The sequence below is a fragment of the Dactylosporangium vinaceum genome, assembly GCF_019904175.1.
GTDB lineage: Bacteria > Actinomycetota > Actinomycetes > Mycobacteriales > Micromonosporaceae > Dactylosporangium > Dactylosporangium vinaceum.
This window is the reverse complement of the sequence record NZ_CP061913.1, coordinates 3545046-3561924: the sequence shown is the minus strand read 5'-3', so window position 1 is coordinate 3561924 and position 16879 is coordinate 3545046. Positions and strand designations below refer to the sequence as shown.

General features: G+C 74.2%; 16 protein-coding genes. 9 read left to right on the top strand and 7 right to left on the bottom strand.

What is annotated here, in order from left to right:
* Window positions 1-15: 15 nt before the first annotated feature.
* Window positions 16-1503 carry a cellulase family glycosylhydrolase gene (locus tag Dvina_RS15920; RefSeq protein ID WP_223103254.1) on the bottom strand — a complete coding sequence of 496 codons (1488 nt, stop codon included), beginning with the start codon at window positions 1501-1503 and terminating at the stop codon, window positions 16-18.
* A 325-nt stretch (window positions 1504-1828) separates the two neighbouring features.
* On the opposite strand from Dvina_RS15920, the gene Dvina_RS15915 reads away from it, so the two are divergent.
* Window positions 1829-2287 (top strand): hypothetical protein, encoded by a 459-nt coding sequence (locus tag Dvina_RS15915; protein WP_223103253.1) that lies wholly within the window; start codon window positions 1829-1831, stop codon window positions 2285-2287.
* On the opposite strand, the gene Dvina_RS15910 is transcribed toward Dvina_RS15915, so the two are convergent.
* Both Dvina_RS15910 and Dvina_RS15905 read right to left on the bottom strand, forming a co-directional pair.
* Window positions 2281-2811: a GNAT family N-acetyltransferase gene (locus Dvina_RS15910; protein WP_223103252.1), complete on the bottom strand. Its 531-nt coding sequence runs from the start codon at window positions 2809-2811 to the stop codon at window positions 2281-2283. The two genes, Dvina_RS15915 and Dvina_RS15910, sit on opposite strands and share 7 nt — an antisense overlap.
* 10 nt (window positions 2812-2821) lie before the next feature.
* Entirely contained in the window at window positions 2822-3310 is a 489-nt protein-coding gene (locus tag Dvina_RS15905; RefSeq protein WP_223103251.1) for a molybdenum cofactor biosysynthesis protein, read from the bottom strand.
* 72 nt (window positions 3311-3382) lie between these two features.
* Here Dvina_RS15905 and Dvina_RS15900 point away from each other — a divergent pair, with 72 nt between their 5' ends.
* On the top strand, window positions 3383-4267 hold the full coding sequence (locus Dvina_RS15900; RefSeq protein WP_223103250.1) for a DMT family transporter: 885 nt from the start codon (window positions 3383-3385) through the stop codon (window positions 4265-4267).
* Window positions 4268-4304: 37 nt separating this feature from the next.
* On the opposite strand, the gene Dvina_RS15895 is transcribed toward Dvina_RS15900, so the two are convergent.
* The 3 genes from Dvina_RS15895 to Dvina_RS15885 form a co-directional block, all read right to left on the bottom strand.
* Window positions 4305-5441, bottom strand: a complete 1137-nt coding sequence (locus Dvina_RS15895; protein ID WP_223103249.1) for a glycosyltransferase — start codon at window positions 5439-5441, stop codon at window positions 4305-4307.
* On the bottom strand, window positions 5438-6226 hold the full coding sequence (locus Dvina_RS15890) for a DUF2334 domain-containing protein (protein ID WP_223103248.1): 789 nt from the start codon (window positions 6224-6226) through the stop codon (window positions 5438-5440). Before Dvina_RS15890 ends, Dvina_RS15895 begins: the two co-directional genes overlap by 4 nt.
* 194 nt (window positions 6227-6420) lie before the next feature.
* The gene (locus Dvina_RS15885) at window positions 6421-7947 is read right to left on the bottom strand and encodes a branched-chain amino acid ABC transporter substrate-binding protein (protein ID WP_223103247.1); all 1527 of its coding nucleotides are present in this window, start codon (window positions 7945-7947) and stop codon (window positions 6421-6423) included.
* A 111-nt stretch (window positions 7948-8058) separates the two neighbouring features.
* Between Dvina_RS15885 and Dvina_RS15880 the strand changes: the two genes are divergently transcribed.
* On the top strand, window positions 8059-8913 hold the full coding sequence (locus Dvina_RS15880; protein ID WP_223103246.1) for a fumarylacetoacetate hydrolase family protein: 855 nt from the start codon (window positions 8059-8061) through the stop codon (window positions 8911-8913).
* On the opposite strand, the gene Dvina_RS15875 is transcribed toward Dvina_RS15880, so the two are convergent.
* Complete coding sequence (locus Dvina_RS15875) at window positions 8890-9378, bottom strand: TetR/AcrR family transcriptional regulator (RefSeq protein ID WP_223103245.1); 489 nt, start codon at window positions 9376-9378, stop codon at window positions 8890-8892. The genes Dvina_RS15880 and Dvina_RS15875 overlap by 24 nt on opposite strands.
* A 125-nt stretch (window positions 9379-9503) precedes the next feature.
* Between Dvina_RS15875 and Dvina_RS15870 the strand changes: the two genes are divergently transcribed.
* The 6 genes from Dvina_RS15870 to Dvina_RS15845 all read left to right on the top strand — a co-directional run bounded on the left by Dvina_RS15870 (window position 9504) and on the right by Dvina_RS15845 (window position 16722).
* Window positions 9504-11063: a CocE/NonD family hydrolase gene (locus Dvina_RS15870; protein WP_223103244.1), complete on the top strand. Its 1560-nt coding sequence runs from the start codon at window positions 9504-9506 to the stop codon at window positions 11061-11063.
* A 10-nt stretch (window positions 11064-11073) separates the two neighbouring features.
* Entirely contained in the window at window positions 11074-12342 is a 1269-nt protein-coding gene (locus Dvina_RS15865) for an alpha/beta fold hydrolase (RefSeq protein WP_223103243.1), read from the top strand.
* Between the two features lie 74 nt (window positions 12343-12416).
* Window positions 12417-13148: an ABC transporter ATP-binding protein gene (locus Dvina_RS15860; protein ID WP_246656244.1), complete on the top strand. Its 732-nt coding sequence runs from the start codon at window positions 12417-12419 to the stop codon at window positions 13146-13148.
* Window positions 13149-13153: 5 nt separating this feature from the next.
* Window positions 13154-14470 carry an FtsX-like permease family protein gene (locus Dvina_RS15855; protein ID WP_246656539.1) on the top strand — a complete coding sequence of 439 codons (1317 nt, stop codon included), beginning with the start codon at window positions 13154-13156 and terminating at the stop codon, window positions 14468-14470.
* Complete coding sequence (locus Dvina_RS15850; protein WP_223103241.1) at window positions 14467-15666, top strand: sensor histidine kinase; 1200 nt, start codon at window positions 14467-14469, stop codon at window positions 15664-15666. Before Dvina_RS15855 ends, Dvina_RS15850 begins: the two co-directional genes overlap by 4 nt.
* A gap of 42 nt (window positions 15667-15708) precedes the next feature.
* Complete coding sequence (locus Dvina_RS15845) at window positions 15709-16722, top strand: LacI family DNA-binding transcriptional regulator (RefSeq protein WP_223103240.1); 1014 nt, start codon at window positions 15709-15711, stop codon at window positions 16720-16722.
* Window positions 16723-16879: the final 157 nt, after the last annotated feature.

Below are 16879 nucleotides of genomic sequence, written 5' to 3'. Positions count from 1 at the left end.
TCGTGCGGCGCCGGATCAGCTCGTCGGGAAGTTGTCGGCGGTGCGGATGCGGTTGCGCAGGTAGGTGCCGGACTCACTCAGCGAGTTGGCGTTGGCGTACGAGCCGGCCGCGCACGTGCCCGGCTTGAACGCCGCGCTGCTCTCGTTGGCGTCGGAGTACGTCCAGTTCGCGTAGCTGATCTTGTTCTGATCGAGCAGGTCGAGCCACGTGCTGGTGCTGGACAGGTCGAGCGCGCCGCCGCCGGTGGCACTCACGGTGCCGAACTCGGTGACGAACAGCGGCAGCGTCCGGGCCGCCCGGGCCACGACGGTCCGGTAGTTGTCCTTGTGCGAGGCCGCGTAGAAGTGGAACGTGTACATGATGTTCGTCGCGTTCACCGGGTTGCTGACGATCTCCTGCTCGCTGGATCCGTCGGACACGCCGAGCGAGGACCAGCCGCGGGTGCCGACGATGACGACCGCGTCCGGGTCGGCCGCGCGGATCACCGGGATGACCTGCTCGGCGTAGCTCTTGATGCCCTGCCAGCTGACGCCGTTGGGCTCGTTGGCGATCTCGTAGATGACGTTCTTCTTGTTCGCGTTGCGCTGGGCCACGCTGGCGAAGAAGGTCTTGGCCCGGTCCAGGTTGTAGTTCGGGTCGCCGGGGGTCAGCGTGTGGAAGTCGATGATCGCGTACATGCCCCGCGCCTCGGCCAGGTCCACGTAGTTGTTGACCTGGGCCGTGAAGCCCGACGGGTTGGTCTCGTACCCCTGCTCCTGCACGTACATCGCGATGCGCAGCAGGTCGGCCTTCCAGTCGTTCGCGAGCACGTCGAGCGAGCTGCCGTTGAGGCAGGACGCAAACCACTGGATGCCGTGGGTGCTCATCCCGCGCAGCTGGATGGCCCGGTTGTACTGGTTGCAGAGGTTGACGCCGCACACGTGCAGCTGCCCGTTGATCGCCAGGGGCGTGGTGCCCTGCGGCGGCGGGTTGCTGGGGCTGGTGCTCGGGGACTTCGACGGGCTCGGTGACGTGCTCGGCGACCTGGACGGCGACGGCGACTGGGTGCTCGGCGTGGGCGAGCCGGTGCCGGTCGAGCCGGTGCAGGCGACGCCGTTGAGCGTGAACGCCGCCGGGGTGGGGTTGGCGCCGGTCCAGCTCCCGTTGAACCCGATGCTCGTCGAGGCGTTGGTGGCCAGGTTCCCGTTGTAGTCGAGGCTCTTGGCGGTGACGGCCGACCCGCTCTGCGTGAACGTCGCCGACCAGCCCTGCACGACCTTCTGCCCGGCGTCGCCGAACGTCCACCCGAGCGTCCACGCGCTGATCGGGTCGCCGAGGTTGGTGACCGTGACGTTCCCGGTGAAGCCGCCGGGCCACTGGTTTGTCGTGTACGTGACGCGACAGCCCGCCGCGGCGGACGCGTTCATCATCGGCGCGAGGATCAGGCCGCCGGCCACGAGGGCCCCGACGGCGCCGGCCACACCGAGGGTCCGGCCGCGCGGCAGGCGTTTGAGCAGGCTCATGTCGATTGTTTCCTCCGGGTCCGGGCGAGCCCGGACGGCTGGCTCGCCCGGGACCGGGATCGTCACGCGCCGGCCCGCACCCGCTCAAATGCAGCATTCTTGACCGCGCCAGAGAACCCGCGGTGAGCAGGCACTTCATGAAGTCCAAAGACTGAAATATTCAGCTCGAAGCGCTTCGACCGTTTGTGCGCCATCCGCATCGCGGCGGGTGCGGCGGTGGCGCGGGAGGGCGCACGTGCAGGTGCACGGACAGCGGCGCGTGCTGCCGGAACGTGGCGGCCGAACGGCGCTGCCATGCCGGACGCGTGCGTGCGCACAATGAGCCGTGTCCGATGAGCTTCTCGTCCTGCGCGAGGCCATCCGCCGGCGCGGACCGGCGGACGTCGATGCGGCCGCCCGGCTCGTGGCCGACTACCTCGACGGTGTCCTGCACGATGCCGGGGCGGCCGGGAACGCCGGTGCGCGGCAGTGGGCGCGCGACCGGCTGCGGCTGTTCATGGTGGTCAGCTGGGGCAACTGGTTCGGCATGCTCGAACGGCTGCCACGTGAGTACCCCATGCTGCGGGCCGAGTGGCGGGGCCTGCTCGCGGAGCCGGCCCGGTTCGGGCCCGAGCACCTCGTCGCCTGGTGGTGGCGCCTGCAGCCGGCGACGTTCCAGCCGCTCGTGGCCACTCAGCTGCGCGAGATGAGCACTCCCCTGCGCGATGCGGTGGCCGGCGTGCTCAAGGACGGCGGCGACTTCGAGGGGCGCCTCGTCGACTGGGCGGCGTTCGCGACCTACTGAGCCTCGGCCCGGCGTCGTCGCGCGGCGGCGGTGGGGATCGGCGGCTCGGGCGGCACCAGGGACAGATCGAACGAGTAGTGCAGCAGGCCGTCGGCGTAGGACGGCGACTGCTGCGCGCCCGCCAGCGCGCGGATCAGGCCGTGGCTGGCCGCGTTGCCGCTCGTGACGTCGGCCTCGATGGTGCGCACGCCGGCGGCGATCATGCGGTGGACCAGCGCGCGGACGAGGGCGGTGGCCAGGCCGGTGCGGTGCCAGGGGTCGGCCACCAGGACGGCCAGGTCGGCGGCCGGTGAACAGGCCGGGCGGCGGCCGTACTCCGCCCACCCGCACAGCTCGCCGTCGTCGAGGGCCACCTGGGCGTCCCACTCCGGGCGGGCGCCGGCGGCGATGTGGCGCAGGTAGAACCGGGGCAGCCGCCCGCCGCTGCCGACCAGGAACCGGCGGTCGATGCTGCGTGCGGACAGGTGGCGCTCCATCTTCACGGCGAGGTGCTCGTCGCCCGTCTGCCATGGCCGGATGAGCATGGAGCTGAGTCTAAGACTGAGACCCAACTGCTGTGACCGTGTACGTGACGGGGCCCACACGCAGCACCCCGTCATCGAGCGGCGTGCACCGGACCCCGCCGTGCCCGCGCAGCGACCGGAACGCGCCCGGGCCGATCGTCACGTCCATCCACGCGCACGGGTTGGCCCGGCGCTTGACCTGCAGGCGTACAGGTCCGTCGCCCGAGTCGAGGGTCAGGATCGTCCCGACCAGATCGTCCACCGGCAGCCCCGCGAGCAGAATGTTGCGTCGGGAATGCGCCAGCCCCGTGCCCGGCGGCAGCCACTCCTGCGCCATGACCGTCACACTGGCGTCGCGGTGGGCCGGCTTCGCGAAGTACCGGTCACCGACGATCCCCAGCCCGGCCCGCAGCCGGATGCTGCCGACCAGCTCCCCCTCCGGCGCCGGCCCGGGCCCGTCCTGCGGCCGCCCCTCGAGGCGGTGCACGGGCGAGGCGAGCAGTTCCACGATCACAGCCACGGCTCGATTGAACACCGCACGGCCACACCCCGGTCGCCCCGCGGTCGCGGTGCTCGGGTAGAAACCCTGATCATGTCTGCCGTCGTGCTGTCGGTCCTCGCCGCCGCCATGTTCACCACCTCGGCGGCGATGCAGCAGCGGGCGGCGCGCCGGGCCAACCCCGACATCCACGACCGGGCGCTGCCGGTGCGGCTGTTCCTGCTGATCCGCCGCCTGGTGAAGGACCGCTGGTGGCTGGCCGGGTGGGTGCTCAACGTGTTCGCGTTCGCCGCGCACGCCGTCGCGCTGCACCTCGGCTCGCTCACGGTCGTGCAGGCGCTGCTGGTGTCGCAGCTGCTGTTCGCGATGCTGACGATCCGCCACCCACCGGCCCGGGCCTGGATCGGCACCGGGCTGGTCTGCTCCGGGCTCGCGCTGCTGGTCGTGGCCCGCCCGTCGGTGCCGCACACCCTCGCCCGCGACGACGTCGGCCCCGCGGTCGCCATCGCCGCCGGCGTGATGGTGCTCTTCATCGCCCTGGCCCACCTGCTGCCGGCCCGGGCCGAGACCAAGGTCCGGGGCGCGCTCGCCGGCACCGCGGCCGGGGTCTGCACCTGCCTGACCGCCGTCTTCGTCGTCCTCGTCGCCGACACCCTGTCGCGCGCAGGCATCTGGGGCCTGACCGGCGACTGGGCCACCCTCGGGCTCATCGCGTCGACGACCGCGAGCGGCCTGCTGACCCAGGACGCCTTCGCCGCGGGCTCCCTGCCCACGGCGCTCACCGCGATCAGCATCGCCGACCCGCTCGCCAGCGCCGTGTTCGACGCGACGGTGTTCCACGCGGGCTGGCGCAGCGCCCTGTGGTTTCCCTGGAGCCAGGTCGTGGTCGTCGCCCTGCTGGCCGCGGGCGTGGCGCTGCTGGCCGCCGCCCGGGTGCAGGACCGTGCGGCGGTGCCGGTCCAGGAGCCCGCGGCCTGAGCACCGGCGCGAAGCCCAGGACAGGCGGTCCCGGCGCCTACTGCCGTTCGCGCTGCGGCACCCGCTCCCGGTTGGTGGCCGTGGCGTACACGTCGAGCAGCCCGTTGACCGTCGCCGACCACGGGAACTGCTCCGCGACCGCCCGGGCGTCGGCCTGGCGGCGCTCGGCCGGGGCGGCCAGCAGCGACTCCACGCCGTCGGCCAGGCCCTGCGGGGTGCCGTCGGTGACCCGGCCCGACTCCGGCTTCATGATCAGCTCGCGGGCGGCGCCCTCGGACGGGACCACGACCGGCACGCCGCAGGCCAGCGACTCGAGGGTGGCCAGGCCGAACGTCTCGGCGGGTGACGGGGACAGCGACACGTCCGCGGCGGCGACGAGCTCGGCCAGCCGGTTGCGCTCGGCGACGTGGCCGAGGAACCGGACGGGGAGGTCGTCGGCGACCTTGGCCAGGCGCCGCTGCAGCGGGCCGGTGCCGATGACGTCCAGGGAGGCCGGGATGCCGCGGCGGCGCAGCTCGCGCAGGGCGGCGATGGACAGCTCGGGGTGCTTCTCCGTCGACAGGCGGGTGACGGTGACGAGGCGGACGTCGTCGCGCTCCGGGTGCGGCGCCTTCGCCGGCGCCGGGCGGAACGTGTCGAGGTCGACGCCGAGCGGGACGCGGTGCGTCTTCTCCCGGCCGAAGACCTCGAACTCGGCGGCGGAGAAGGCCGAGGCCAGCACGATGTGGTCGACGAGGCGGTGCAGGCGGCGGTTGGCGGCGGTGGCGGCGGAGTCGAGCGGGAACCAGCGCGGCACCCTGGTGCGCAGGATGGCGTTGATGCGCTCGTGCGAGACCAGGACCAGCGGTACCCCACGCCTGCGCGCCCACGGCGAGAGCCAGGCGATGCTCAGCTTGTCGTTGGCCTCGAGCACGTCCGGCTCGACCTTGTCCAGCAGCGCGCACACCCGCGCGCGGGCGGTGAGGACGCGGTAGCCGCCGCTGCCGGGCAGCAGCGGGCTGCGCACGGTGAGGTGACGGCCGTCGGGGAACGTGATGTCGCGGTCCTCGGTGCCGGGCACCAGCGTGACCCGCTCGTGGCCGGCGGCGATGTACCCGCGCCCGGTCTGCTCGACGCAGGTGCGCAGGCCGCCGGAGACCGGCGTGTAGAAGTTCGCGAGCTGGACGATCTTCACGATGCCGCCGCGTCGAGAACGGCACCGTAGGTGGTGGCGCGGGCCCCGGCCTTGAGCGCGCCCTCGATGGCCCGCAGCGTGTCGTCGCGCAGCCCGGGGCGGTGCAGATCGTCGGGGTGCAGCGCGACCCGGACCAGGCCGCGGCGGCGGGTCGCCCAGGCCGCGCCGGCCTTCATGACGGCCGCGCCGAGCCGCTCGCCGGTGCCGCCGGGGCGGTGGGAGAGCGCGAAGCCGCGCCGGGCGCGGGCGGCCCGGGAGCCGCGGAGGTCCTTCACGCCGAAATGATCAGTGGTGTACCGGAACCCGGCCCGCGCCAGCGCCCGCTCGGCGGCCGGCGAGGCGAGCCAGCCGGGCGGGGTGAACCCGGCGGTCTCCAGCCCGAGGGCGGCGAGCACGGCCTTGGCGTCGGTGAGCCGGCGGCCGGCCTGCTGCTCGTCGAGCGCGGCGAACTCGGCGGCGCCGCGGGCCACGGCCCGGCCGACCGCCCGGCGCACCGCACGCCCCTCCGGCCCGGCCTGGTGACACCAGCCGTGCAGGACCAGCTCGTCGCCGTGTTCGGCGCGGGCCCGCAGCACCCCCGCATAGTCAGCGTGCTCGGCGAGCGCCATGCCGCGCCACGGTCCGGGAATCACCAGCAGCGACACCGGGATACCCAGCGCGTCGGCGTCGGCGCACCACCGCGCGGTCTCGTCGGCCGTCGCCGGCGCCACGTCGTGGATGCTGACCACCATCAACGGGTCTCGTGGTCCGCCGGAGTCGTCCGCGGACGGTTCACCAGTCGTCATCTACGCCCATCACACCTGGTCAAGGCGGCGGTGCCGCGCCGAGTCGGGGTACCTGTCGCCGGACGGTAGCACGTGTCGCACAACGGTCCGGGACCGCGACCGGCCGCCGCGGAACAATGCGGCGCACGTCACGATCCGATCGATGAACATCGGCGATCGCCTGCGTGAACCCAATGTGGACCCGTCCATGTCCGCTACGAGAACCTGATCGCTGTCAGTGGCAGCATGCCGGACCGGCCGGTGCTGTCGGTGCCCGGGCGGTACACGTTGACGGCAATCGAGGCCCGATCGAGATCCCCGGTGCCGGTGAATGCGAACCGGCCCTGCATCAGCCTGAACGGTCCGTGCCAGAGCGACTCCTGTACGCCACCGCGGGTCATGACGCGCTGACCGATGATGCCGAGCAGGAGCTGTGCCGCGTCGTAGGCTCCGGCCGCGTATCGGCCCGGCGGCTCGTGGTGCTCGGCCGTGAACGCCTGCACGAACGCGGCATCGAGCGGCTCGCCGCAGCCGCACAGCGCGAACGTGTTGTCACCGGCAGTGCCGGCTCGCGCCGCGTACGCCGGCTCCAGCAGCGCGTCGCCGCCGACCAGGGGCCCGGTGAAACCGTCCTGCCGCAACGACCTCGCGAGATCGCCGGCCTCCTCGGCCGACCCCGTGAAGAACACCGACTCCGCGCCGAGCGGCCGGATCTGGCGGACCACGGCGCCGAAGTCGGTGGTGGCGACACCGATCGGCACGGTCGCGACGACCGACACCTCGGTGCTCGCGCGCATCCGCGCGGCCATCCGCAGCTCGCCGTCGTCGTCGTGGCCCACGATCAGCACCCGCCGTGCGTGCAGCCGGGTGCCGAGCAGGCGGGCGGCGGCGTCGGTGACGTCGAGGTCGGTCGGGTACAGCCGGTGGAACGTCTCGAGGCTCCACGTCGCCGCCATCGGGCCGCCCGCCGACGGGGTGACGAACGGCAGGCCCGCCGAGTCCAGGTCGTAGCCGGCGAGGGCCACGTCGGCGTCGCGCAGCGGCCCGACGACACCCACGATGTCGTCGTCGTCGAACCGCGCGACCGCCGCGCGCACCTCGGCCGGGCTGCCGTGCCCGGTGTCGGTCTCGATGAGCCGGACCTTGCAGGACAGTGTCGTGGCGACGTTGTACGCGTCCACCGCCATCCGGACCGCCCGCACCGCATCACTGCCGTCCTGGCCGAGCTCGTTCGCGCCGATGAAGCCGAGCGCCGGGCACCCGGCCCCGGCCGCCACCTCCACCGCCCGCGACGGCGGCCCGCCGGCGCCGGTCTCGCCGCGCTCCTGTTCCTGCCGCGACTCGACGGCAGCGACGGTCACGAACACGGCGAGCACCGCCACGACGGCGAACCCGATCGTCGTGGCCCTGCTGCGGTCCGGCCCGCGCGGCGCCGACCGGCCCGGCCCCGCATCCGGCCCGGCAACCGGCCGCCGCGCCGGCCTGGGTGCCGGCTTCCGGACCGGCGCCCGGTTCGCCGGCGGCCGGATCGGTCCCCGCGGCCCCGGCCGGTCCGGCCGCTCGGGCGGTGCGGCGGACGGTTCCGGTGCGGCCGCGGCCGGCGACGGAGCCGGCGGGTCCGATGGAGCCGGCGGGTCCGATGGAGCCGGCGGCGCGGCGGGAGTGCCGAGCTCGAAGGGCTTCGACTCCGGGAATGGCGGTTTGCCGAACGACTCCGGCAGCCGGCCGTCGGGCAGCTCCATGCCGTCACGGTAGGTCCCGCCACCAAACGCCCCGGCACCGCCGGACCGGCCGGGTGTCCGTTGATCAGCTCGGCTTGACCATGTTCTTCGGGGCGGCATAGCTTGGCCCGCATGAGACTTGCGCGGCTCGGACCCGCCGGCGCCGAGCGGCCCGCCGTGGTCGCCGACGACGGCAGCTACCTCGACCTGTCCGGGATCACCGGCGACATCGACGGCGCGTTCCTGGCCGGCGACGGGGTCGAGCGGGCCCGGGCGGCGCTCGGCGGCCTGCCCCGCCTCGACGTGCCCGCCGGGACCCGGATCGGCCCGCCGGTCGCCGGCATCGGCAAGGTCGTCTGCATCGGGCAGAACTACGCCAAGCATGCGCGCGAGTCCGGGGCCGAGCCACCCACCGAGCCCATCATCTTCCTCAAGGCGGCCGACACCGTCGTCGGGCCCGACGACGACGTGCGGATCCCCAAGGACAGCGTCAAGACGGACTGGGAGGTCGAGCTCGCGATCGTCATCGGGCGGCGCGCGCGATACCTGGAAAACCCGGGCCAGGCCAATGACTGCATCGCCGGCTACGCGGTGAGCAACGACGTGTCCGAGCGGGCGTTCCAGTTGGAGCGGCTCGGGCAGTGGGACAAGGGCAAGAACTGCGAGACGTTCAACCCGCTCGGGCCCTGGCTGGTCACCCCCGACAGCGTCGACGTCCCCGCGCTGCGGCTGCGCTCCTGGGTCAACGGGGAGGCCCGCCAGGACGAGGTGGCGGCCGACATGATCTTCGGCGTCGAGCACCTGGTCTGGTACGTCAGCCAGTTCATGGTGCTGCACCCGGGCGACGTCATCAACACCGGCACGCCGGCCGGGGTCGCACTGGGGCTGCCGGGCCAGCCGTACCTGCGCGCCGGCGACGTCATGGAGATGGAGATCGCGGGCCTGGGCCGGCAGCGGCAGACGCTAACGGCACACACCGTCGAGTAGCAGCGCGATCGAGCGCTCAGGGTCCGCCGCGGACAGCATCGTCACCAGCAGGGTCAGGTCGGCCGGCGTCAGATCCGGGCGGACCCGGCCCTGCTCCTGGGCGCGGCGCAGCACGGGGGCCAGGGCCGCGCCGAGCCGGTGGGCCAGCCGGTCGCCGCCGCCGGTCAGCGGGCGGACCCGAGCGTACAGCCGCAGCGCCGCGACCAGGACCTCGCGGAAGGTGCACGAGCCGGCCGAGATCACCGCCTCCAGCCGCTCCAGCTGATCCGCCACGACGGCCTCGACGAGCGCGGGGCGGTCACGGAAGTGGCGGTACAGCGTGGCCTGCCCGACCCCGGCCCGGCGGGCGATCTCCGGCATCAGCACGCCGGCGTGGCGCAGCATCAGCTCGCTGGCCACGCGCACGATCGCGGAGCGGTTGCGCTGGGCGTCGCGCCGCCGCGGCGTCGGGGCTCCGTAGAGCACGGCACCCTCCTCAACCAGGAAATGTTACCGGCCGGTAATGATAATGTCACGAGCTTCACTTTCTCAGAACGGGCTCCTAGGCTGCCGCCACCCCACACGCGCGCCACCCCCCGCCAGGAGTGCGTATGCAATCCCTCGCCGTCATCGCCGTGGCCGTGCTGGCCACCGTCACCCTCCAGGCCCCGGCCCACGCGGCCGGACAACCGCCGACATCGACGAAGTTCGTCGACATCACCGGGTCCGGGGGCGTCGACCTCAAGGCCAACGTCGTCGCCCCGACCACCGCCGGGAAGCACCCAGCCATCGTGTTCCCGTCCAGCTGGGGCCTCAACGACCTCGAGTACATCGCCCAGGCGAACACGCTCGCCGGCCGCGGGTACGTCGTCGTCTCCTACACCCCGCGCGGCTGGTGGGCCTCGGGCGGCGAGATCGACACCGCCGGCCCGCAGGACCTGGCCGACCTGTCCGCGATCATCGACTGGACCATCGCCAACACCGCGGCCGACCCCGCCCGCATCGGCGCGGCCGGCGTCTCCTACGGCGCCGGGATCAGCCTGCTCGGCTCCGCGTTCGACAAGCGGATCCGTGCGGTCGTCATGATGAGCGGCTGGACCGACCTCGTGTACAGCCTCTACGGCGACAACACCCGCCACCAGCAGTCGGCCGGCCTGCTCAGCCTGGCCGCGACCCTGCTGGGCCACCCCGGCGCCGACCTGAGCGGCAAGCTCGCCGACTTCAACGCCGACCGCAACGTCGAGCAGGTGCAGGCGTGGGCCCGGGTCCGCTCGGCCGGCACCTACCTCGACGCCATCAACGCCAACCGCCCCGCGATCATGATCGCCAACGCGTGGGGCGACTCGTTCTTCCCGCCCGACCAACTCGTCGACTTCTTCGGCCGCCTCACGACGCCGAAGCGCCTGGAGCTGCGCCCGGGCGACCACGCCATCGCCGAGTTCACCGGCATCCTGGGCCTGCCCAACGACGCCTGGACGAGCCTGTACCGCTGGTTCGACACCTATCTCGCGGGCGTCGACACGGGCATCGGCGCCGAGCCGGCCATCCAGCTGCAGCCGCTCAACGCGGGCGCCGAGCGCTACCCGGACTGGGCCGCACTCAACACCGCCACGAGGCGCTACGGTCTCGGCGCGATCCGCTGGCTGGACGGCACCGGCCTGCTCGGCGGCGCCCCCTCCACCGGCTGGAGCAAGACACTCCCGGCCGACCTCGACACCGTCGCGAACGGCGGCGTGGTCCTGCTGACCAACGGGGTCGGCGCGTTCACCGGCCAGCAGCCACAGATCTGGCTGCCCGCGGTCGACCGGCTCCGGGCGGGCGTCTGGGCCTCCGAACGACCGGCGGCCCCGACGAAGATCCGCGGCATCGCGAAGGTCCACCTCAACCTCACCGGCACCGCGGCGCACGGGACGGTCGTGGCGTACCTCTACGACCTCGACAGCCTCGGCAACGCCAAGCTCATCACCCACGCACCGGTCACCTGGCTCGGCCCGGCCGGTGGCAGCCGGACGGTCGACGTGAACCTGTCGGCGACCGCGTACGACGTCCCGGCCGGGCACAGCCTGACCCTCGTCGTCGACACCGCCGACCCCCTCTACTACGACGAGAACACCCTCGGCGGGAGCGTCACGATCGCCGCCGGCTCGTACGTGGACGTGCCGATCCGCTAGACATGGCGGTATGGCAACGTTCCGGCAGCCCGGCACCGTCCTGACCGATCACGTCCTGGCGGTGCCGCTCGACCACGACGACCCCGCGGGCGAGACCATCGACGTCTACGCCCGCGAGGTCGTCACCGGCGGTACCCCCGACAAGCCCTGGCTCGTGTTCCTGCAAGGCGGCCCCGGCAGCGCCTCACCGCGCCCGATCGGCCGCGACTCGTGGATCGACCGGGCCCTCGACGACTACCGCGTGCTGCTGCTCGACCAGCGCGGCACCGGCCGCTCCACCCGGATCAGCCGGCAGTCGCTGGCCCGGCGCGGCTCCGCCCACGCGCAGGCCGAATACCTGTCGCACTTCCGCGCCGACAGCATCGTCCGCGACGCCGAACTCCTGCGCCGCCACCTGCTCGGCGACGACGGGACGTGGACGGTGCTCGGGCAGAGCTTCGGCGGGTTCTGCGCGGTGACCTACCTGTCGTTCGCCCCCGAAGGACTGCGCGAGGTCCTCATCACCGGCGGCCTGCCCGGCCTCGACGCCCGGGCCGAGGACGTCTACCGCGCCACGTACCCGCGGGTCGCGGCCAAGAACGCCGCCCACTACGCCCGCTACCCCGGGGACGTCGAGGCCGTCCGCCGGATCGCCGCCCACCTGCGCGAGCACGACGTGCGCCTCCCCAACGGCGGGCGGCTGACGGTCGAGGCGTTCCAGTCGCTGGGCCTGGCGCTCGGCTCCAGCACCGGCTCCCACGAGATCCACTATCTGACCGAGGACGCTTTCGAGTCGGCGGGGGTACTGTCCGACGCCTTTCTGGCAACCGTGCAGCACCGCCTGACCTGCGTCACCAACCCGGGGTACCCGCTGCTGCACGAGCTCTGCTACGGCCAGGGCGACGGCGCCACCGGCTGGGCCGCACAGCGCGTCCGGGCCGAGCACCCCGAGTTCGACGCCGACGACCCCGTCCTGTTCACGGGCGAGATGACCTACCCGTGGCAGTTCGAGGTCGACCCGGCTCTCGTCCCGATGCGCGAGGCGGCCGACCTGCTCGCCGCCCGCCCGCACTGGCCGCGCCTCTACGACCCGGCCGCCCTGGCCGCGAACGAGGTCCCGGTCGCCGCCGCCGTGTACTACGACGACATGTACGTGGACCGCGAACTGTCCCTCGAGACCGCCGGCCGGATCGCCGGCGCCCGCGTCTGGGTCACCAACGAGCACGAGCACGACGCCCTGCGGGTCAGCTCCGGCGCCGTCCTGGACCGGCTGATCGCGATGGTCCGCGGCGAGGTGTAGGTGCGGATATCCGAACCCCGGATTCGGGTGGCACCACGATCGTGCGGGCCGCCCGCCGCGCCGAGGATGGGGCGGTGACACTCCGCGAACACGAAATCCGGGTGCAGGGGCTGCACCGCGAGTACGCCCGCGGGACAGGCCGGGTGCACGCCCTGCGCGGCGTCAGCGCCACCTGCGCTCCCGGGTCGTTCACCGCCGTCATGGGCCCGTCCGGCTCCGGCAAGACGACGCTGCTGCAGTGCCTGGCCGGGATCGACAGGCCCACCCGCGGCACCGTCCACTGGGGACCGGCCGACATCACCCGCCTGCGCGAGCCCGCGCTCGCCCGGCTGCGGCGGTCCACGGCCGGCTTCGTCTTCCAGGGCTACAACCTCATGCCGGCCATGACCGTGGCCGAGAACGTGCTGCTGCCGGCCCGGCTGATGGGCCACCGGGCCGACCGGGCGCGGGTGGGCACGGTCCTGGCCGAGGTCGGCCTGGGCGGCTGCGAACGGGAGCGGCCGGGCCGGCTCTCGGGCGGGCAGCAGCAGCGGGTGGCGATCGCCCGGGCCCTGTACGCCCGGCCGGCCCTGCTGTTCGCCGACGAGCCGACCGGGGCGCTGGACCGCGGCACCGGCCGGGAGATCCTCCGGCTGCTGCGTGACGGCGTCGACCGGCACGGCCAGACCTGCGTCATGGTCACCCACGACCCGCTCGCCGCCGGCGTCGCCGACCGGGTCCTGCTCATGACCGACGGCGAGCTGGTGGAGGACCTGGCCCGCCCGTCGGTGGCGACGATCGCCGCGAAGCTGGGCCGGCTCTCGTGATCCGGATGGCCTTCGGCGCCCTGCGCACCCGCCCGGCGTCCTTCGCCGGGCTCGCCGCGGCCCTGTTCCTCGCGGTGTCCGCGATCGCCATGTTCGGCTCCCTGCTCGCGGCCGCGGCGACCGGCGGCGGGTCGGACCTCGGCGCGATCGGCGGCGCGTTCGGCGAGATCGTCATCATCATGGCCACGTTCGTCGCGGTGACCACGCTCGGGTTCGCGGTGCGCCAGCAGCATCGCGAGCTCGCCCTGCTGCGCACCGTGGCGGCCACGCCGCGGCAGGTGCGCCGGCTGATCCGGTGCCAGGTGGCCGGCCTGACGCTGCTCGTCTCGCCGCCGGCCTGGGCCCTCGGCGCGATCGCCGCCCGGCTGTTCCTGCGCGCGCTGGTGGACCGCGGCCTCGCACCGGCCGGGGCCACCGTGCCCGCCGGCCCGCTGCCGCTGCTGCTCGCCACCCCGGCCACGGCCCTCGCCGGGCTGATCGCGGCGGCCTTCGCCACCTGGCGGATCTCCCACGGCCCGCCGAGCGCGGCGCTTGTCGAGACCGCGGCCCCGACCGGCGGGATCGGCCGGGTCCGCGGCGGGCTCGGGCTGCTGGTCGCCGGCGGTGCCGGCGCGCTGTGCCGGTTCGTGGCCGGCCGCGAGCCCGACGAGGCCGCCCAAGGCGCCCTGCTCAGCGCGCTCGCGCTGATGGTCGCGCTGGCCCTGCTCGGGCCGTGGGCGGCCCGGCTCGTCGTCACGGTCCTCGGGCTGCCGCTGCGGCTGGCCCGCGGCGCCGGGGCGGGCGGCTGGCTGGCCGCGGTCAACCTGCGCGGCCACGCCCACCGGCTCTCCTCCGCGGTCGTGCCGATCGCGCTGCTCGTCGGCCTGTCCACCACGTTCGTCGTGGTCACGGCGACCATGCGCCACGCGGCGGCCGTGGTCGTGCCGGAGGGCGACGTCTGGCTGCGCGGCGTGGAGGTGGCGATGCTCGCGCTCTTCGGGACCGTCGCAACGCTCAGCACGCTCGTCGCGCTCACCGCGGACCGCCGCCGGGAGTACGCGCTGCTGCGGCTCGTCGGTGCCACCCGGCGGCAGCTGGTGCGGGCGCTCGCGGCGGAGGCGGTGCTGACCGCGCTGACCGGGGCCGTGCTCGGGACCGCCGTCGCCGCCCCGGCCGCCGTCGCGTTCGCGCTGGCGGTGGGCGGCGGCCCGGTACCGTACGTCTCCGTGGGCAGCGACGCGCCGATCCTCGCCGGCGCGATGATCCTGGCCGTGGCGACGCAGCTCGGCGCCGGCCTGCGGGTCATCGCGCTCGACCCGGCCACCACCTTGGCCGCACCGTGACCGGGCCGCCGCGGGTGCGGCCCGGCGAGTTCGCGTTCGCGCTGCTCGGCTTCCCCCTCGCCATGCTGGGGCTGCTCCTGGCGCTGCTCGGGACCTACGCCGGCGGCGTGCTGGCGCTGACCGTGCTCGGGCTGCCCGCGCTCGCGGCCGAGGTCCGGGCCGCGCGGCTCGCCGGGCGGCTGCACCGGTGGCTGCTGCGCCTGCTCGGCGTGCGGATCGAGCCGCCGGCCCGGATCGCGGCGGCGGCCGGCGTGGTCGGCTGGGTCCGGGCGAGCCTCACCGACGGGCCCGCCTGGCGCGCCGTGGCCTACCTCTTCGTCCGCCTCCCCCTGGCGCTGCTGGGGTTCCTGGCCGCGCTGGTCCTGCCCGCCCTCGGCGCGGTGATGATCGGGATGAGCCTCTACCTGGGCGTGGCCCGGCCCGACGGGCATCCACCCGGCGCCCGGGTCGCCCTGGCCGTCCCGGGCGGCCTGCTGCTCCTGCTCGCCACGCCGTGGGCGGTGCGGGCCAACACCGACCTCAACGTGTGGGCGGGCCGGGCGCTGCTCGGGCCGAGCCGCTCCCAGCAGGAGCTGACCGACCTGCGCCGGGCCCGCAGCACCATGATCGCCGAGCACACCAGCAGCCTGCGCCGCATCGAGCAGGACCTGCACGACGGCACCCAGGCCCACCTGGTCGCGCTCGCGATGCTCCTGGCGCTCGTCGAGGACGCGGTGCGCCCGGACGACGAGCGGGTCCGCCACCTGGTCGGCCGGGCCCGCGCCCAGACCGACGACACCATCGCCGAGCTGCGCCGGCTGATCCACGGCATCGACCCCACCGCGCTGCAGGACGGCCTGCCCGCGGCCCTGCGGACCCTGGGGGCCGACGCCGCCCTGCCGGTCGACCTCGCGCTGCACATGCCGCAGCGGGCCCAGGCCGGCATCGAGCGCATCGCCTACTTCTGCACCGCCGAACTGCTCACCAACGCCGTCAAGCACAGCGCGGCAACCCGGGTCCGGCTCGACGCGACGGCCGCGGACGGGCGGCTGCGCATCGCGGTGACCGACGACGGCCGCGGCGGCGCCGAGATCGGCGCCGGCACCGGCCTGGCCGGCCTGCGCGAGCGCCTGGCCGCGGTCGACGGCACGCTGCGCATCGACAGCCCGCCCGGCGGCCCCACCCGGGCCGAGATCACGCTGCCGACGAATCTGTAGGGCGCTACCATTGCCGGACTGTCAGCAGCGGAGGGGCCAGGCATGTCGTCATCGGTCCCGCCCCGGCCGCCGACACTCGACGAGGTCGCCGAGCGGGCCCAGGTCTCGCGGACCGTCGCCTCCCGGGTGATCAACAACGGCCCCAACGTGAGCCGGGCCAAGCGGGACGCGGTCGAGAAGGCGATCCGGGAGCTCGGGTTCACGCCCAACCGCAGCGCCCGGGCGCTCGCCACCCGCCAGACCGGGGTGGTCGTGCTGGCGGTCTCCGGCGACGGGCCGGAAGTGTTCGGCGACCCATACTTCGCGCAGGTCATCGTCGGCGCGTCGGCCGCGCTGGAGAAGACCGACCTGCACCTCATGCTCAGCCTGGTCACCAACGACCACGGGCAGCGGCGGCTGCGGCACTTCCTGCAGACCCGCGGGGCCGACGGGGTGATGCTCGTGGCGACGCGCGGGGCCGACCCACTCGTCGACATCGCCGCGAAGTCCGGCCGGCCGACGGTGTTCATCGGCCTGCCGCCGCACGGGACGCCGCCCTACTACGTCGACGTCGACAACGCCGCCGGGTCCCGGGCGGCGACCGAGCACCTGCTGCGCGGCGGCCGCCGCCGCATCGTGATGATCACCGGGCCCGGGGAGACGGCCGTGGGCCGCGAACGCCTCCGCGGCTACACCGAGGCGCTGCGGCTGGCCGGGCTCGAGCCGTACGCCACCGCGGCCGGCGACTTCCTGGAGACCAGCGGCGCCGAGGCGATGCGCGCGCTGCTGCAGGCGCGGCCGGACCTCGACGCCGTCGTCGCCGCCAACGACAACATGGCGGCCGGAGCCATGCGGGTGCTGCGCGACGCCGGCCGGGCGGTCCCCGGCGACGTGGCCGTGATCGGCTTCGACGACATGCCCCTGGCGCTGCACACCGACCCGGCCCTCACCACCGTGCACCAGCCGATCCAGTCGCTGGGCCGCGAGGCCGCCCGGATGCTCGTCGAGCTGCTCGACGGCGGCCGGCCGACATCGCTGATCCTGCCGACCCGGATCGTCGTGCGGCACTCGGCCTGACCCCGACGGCGCCGCCGTGGCACCATCCGCCCGTATCGGCGGCAGACTGGAAGCGCTTCCAGTCGCCATGGCCGGGTGCCGCCGAGTATCGACCGACTCCTCTTTACGAAGAGTCGCTCGGCGGCTAGCTTGGGTTGGAAGCGCTACCAATCGCCGC

Excerpts from the sequence above, each read along its gene's own strand:
- Dvina_RS15900 (WP_223103250.1), top strand. The coding sequence starts at position 3,383 with ATGTCTGCCGTCGTGCTGTCGGTCCTCGCCGCCGCCATGTTCACCACC.
- Dvina_RS15885 (WP_223103247.1), bottom strand. The coding sequence starts at position 7,947 with ATGGAGCTGCCCGACGGCCGGCTGCCGGAGTCGTTCGGCAAACCGCCA.
- Dvina_RS15865 (WP_223103243.1), top strand. The coding sequence starts at position 11,074 with ATGGCAACGTTCCGGCAGCCCGGCACCGTCCTGACCGATCACGTCCTG.
- Dvina_RS15880 (WP_223103246.1), top strand. The coding sequence starts at position 8,059 with ATGAGACTTGCGCGGCTCGGACCCGCCGGCGCCGAGCGGCCCGCCGTG.
- Dvina_RS15855 (WP_246656539.1), top strand. The coding sequence starts at position 13,154 with ATGGCCTTCGGCGCCCTGCGCACCCGCCCGGCGTCCTTCGCCGGGCTC.
- Dvina_RS15890 (WP_223103248.1), bottom strand. The coding sequence starts at position 6,226 with ATGACGACTGGTGAACCGTCCGCGGACGACTCCGGCGGACCACGAGAC.
- Dvina_RS15910 (WP_223103252.1), bottom strand. The coding sequence starts at position 2,811 with ATGCTCATCCGGCCATGGCAGACGGGCGACGAGCACCTCGCCGTGAAG.
- Dvina_RS15845 (WP_223103240.1), top strand. The coding sequence starts at position 15,709 with ATGTCGTCATCGGTCCCGCCCCGGCCGCCGACACTCGACGAGGTCGCC.
- Dvina_RS15920 (WP_223103254.1), bottom strand. The coding sequence starts at position 1,503 with ATGAGCCTGCTCAAACGCCTGCCGCGCGGCCGGACCCTCGGTGTGGCC.
- Dvina_RS15870 (WP_223103244.1), top strand. The coding sequence starts at position 9,504 with ATGCAATCCCTCGCCGTCATCGCCGTGGCCGTGCTGGCCACCGTCACC.